3 protein-coding genes are annotated in these 2,190 nt (G+C 76.8%); 2 read left to right on the top strand and 1 reads right to left on the bottom strand.

The window, feature by feature from the left end; translation table 11 throughout:
- Both DZG00_RS14860 and DZG00_RS14855 read left to right on the top strand, forming a co-directional pair.
- A partial coding sequence (locus tag DZG00_RS14860) for a gamma-glutamyltransferase (RefSeq protein WP_199689831.1) occupies nt 1-1,081 on the top strand: 1,081 nt, incomplete at its 5' end.
- Nucleotides 1,078-1,611: an iron-sulfur cluster assembly scaffold protein gene (locus tag DZG00_RS14855; RefSeq protein WP_119455787.1), complete on the top strand. Its 534-nt coding sequence runs from the start codon at nt 1,078-1,080 to the stop codon at nt 1,609-1,611. The genes DZG00_RS14860 and DZG00_RS14855, both read left to right, overlap by 4 nt.
- Before the next feature lie 16 nt (nt 1,612-1,627).
- On the opposite strand, the gene DZG00_RS14850 is transcribed toward DZG00_RS14855, so the two are convergent.
- Nucleotides 1,628-2,190: nucleotidyltransferase family protein (locus tag DZG00_RS14850; RefSeq protein ID WP_119455786.1), on the bottom strand; the 563-nt coding region annotated here is incomplete at its 5' end.

Raw genomic sequence — 2,190 nt, 5'->3', positions numbered from 1 at the left:
GCACCGGCACTCGACCGGCGCCGACCACGCGGGGCTGATCACGGCCGAGGACCTCGCCTCCTCGCGCGCGTCGTGGGAGGACGCGGTGTCGATCGAGTTCCGGGGTGTGCGCATCTGGAAGACGGACGCGTGGGGCCAGGGCCCGGCGCTGCTGCAGGCGCTCATGATCCTCGACGGTTACTCGGACGACGAGATCGACCCGGCGACTCCCGCGGGGATCCACCGCATCATCGAGGCGCAGAAGCTCGCGTTGGCCGACCGCGAGGCGTACTACGGCGACGCGGTCCCGGGCGGAGCGCCCCTCGACGTGCTGCTCTCGCCCGAGTACGCGGCCGAGCGGCGCGCGCTCATCACGGACGAGGCGTCGCACGAGCTGCGCCCCGGCCGCGTCGACGGGGTCGAGCCGTTCCTCCCGCCGCTCGTGGTCGAGGGCGACGCGCCCGCGTCCGCCGGCGGCACGGGCGAGCCCACGGTCTCCCGCACGGGGGAGACCCGCGGCGACACCTGCCACCTCGACGTCGTCGATCGGTGGGGCAACATGATCTCCGCCACGCCCTCCGGCGGCTGGCTCCAGTCGTCGCCGTTCATCCCGGCGCTCGGATTCTGCCTCGGCACGCGCCTGCAGATGACGTGGCTCGAGCCCGGCGGACCGTCGTCGCTCGTGCCCGGTCGTCGTCCGCGCACGACGCTGACGCCCACGCTCATCACGCGCGACGGCGAGCCCGTGGAGGCGCTCGGCTCGCCCGGCGGCGACCAGCAGGACCAGTGGCAGCTGCCCTACCTGCTGCGCACGATCGTCGGCGGCTTCGCACCGCAGGAGGCCGTGGACGCGCCGACGTTCCACACGACGAGCGTCCCCGGATCCTTCTGGCCGCGCACCTGGACGCCCGGCGGCCTCGTGGTCGAGGGGCGAGCGGGCGACGACGCGATCGCCGACCTCCGGGCCCGCGGGCACGAGGTGGAGGTCGTCGGCGACTGGACCCTCGGGCGGCTCTCCACCGTGACGCGGGATCCCGACACCTTGCTGCTCGGCGCCGCGGCGAACCCGCGCGGGGCCCAGGGGTACGCGGTCGGACGATGACGCTCGACCGGCAGATCGCCTCGGCGCTCATCGCCGACCACGCCCGCCGTCGCGTCGGGAGCGACGCGGCGCTGCGGGCGGCGTCCGCCCCGGGGCGGTTCGTCGCCGAGCCGGACGCCGCGACCCCGTCCGCGGGCGTCGTCCTCGGGACGTCCGAGCAGCGGAACGCGACGTGCGGCGACGTGGTCGACCTCCACGTGCTCGCGGTGGATCCGGCGCACCCGGGTGGCTCCGCGGGAGCGACGGTGGATCCCGCCGAGCGCATCGCCGTCCGCTGGCACGGCCGCGGCTGCACGGTCTCGCAGGCGTCCGCGTCGATGCTCGCCGAGCTCGTCGAGGGGCGGACGGCCGCCGAGGCGTCGGCGCTCGTCGTCGAGCTGCGCGCCCTGATCCGCTCCCACGAGCTCCGGCCGGGCGCGGAGGACCGCCTCGGCGACGCGTTCGCCCTCGCGGACTCCGGCCGCTACCCGCTCCGCGGCACGTGCGCGCTGCTCGCGTGGCACGCGCTGGAGGACGCGCTGGGGCGTTGAGGTTCGTGGGGATCGGTCAGCGACGCCGGTCGACGTCCGTGCCCGTGCTGAGGTCCGCCGCCTCCACGAGGAGCGTGTCCCGGGCGGCGAGGTAGGCGCGGGCGCCCGCATCACCGTGCACCTCGGCGGCGAGCGGCTCCCAGTGGTCACGACCGAGGAGGGCCGGGTGGCCGGGGCGGCCGCGGAAGACGGCCTGGCGGAGCGTCGAGGGATCCACCGGTGCGGCCTCGAGCACGCGGCGGACGGTCGCGGCGTCGAGGTCGGGCACGTCGACCGGCACGACGGCGAGCGCGACGGGCGGCGGATCCAGGGCGGCTGCGGCCCGGAGCGCCGCGCGCAGGGAAGCGGACATGCCGCCAGCCCAGTCGTCGGCCCGCACGACGACGACGTCCGCGGCGGTCGGCAGCGACCGGAGCAGCGCCTCCGCCTCGTCCGCCCGCGCGCCCAGGACGACCAGCACGGGGGAGCAGCCGGCGTCGGCGAGCGCGGCGATCGCGGTCGCGAGCCAGGGCGTGCCGTCGGGATGCGTCGCGAGCGCCTTGGGGCCGCCGAAGCGGGTGCCCGCGCCGGCGGCGAGCA

The sequence above is a fragment of the Clavibacter lycopersici genome (genome assembly GCF_003576405.1).
Taxonomy (GTDB): Bacteria; Actinomycetota; Actinomycetes; order Actinomycetales; family Microbacteriaceae; genus Clavibacter; species Clavibacter lycopersici.
Note: the sequence above shows the minus strand (reverse complement) of the source record. Positions and strands in the feature narration are given on the sequence as shown.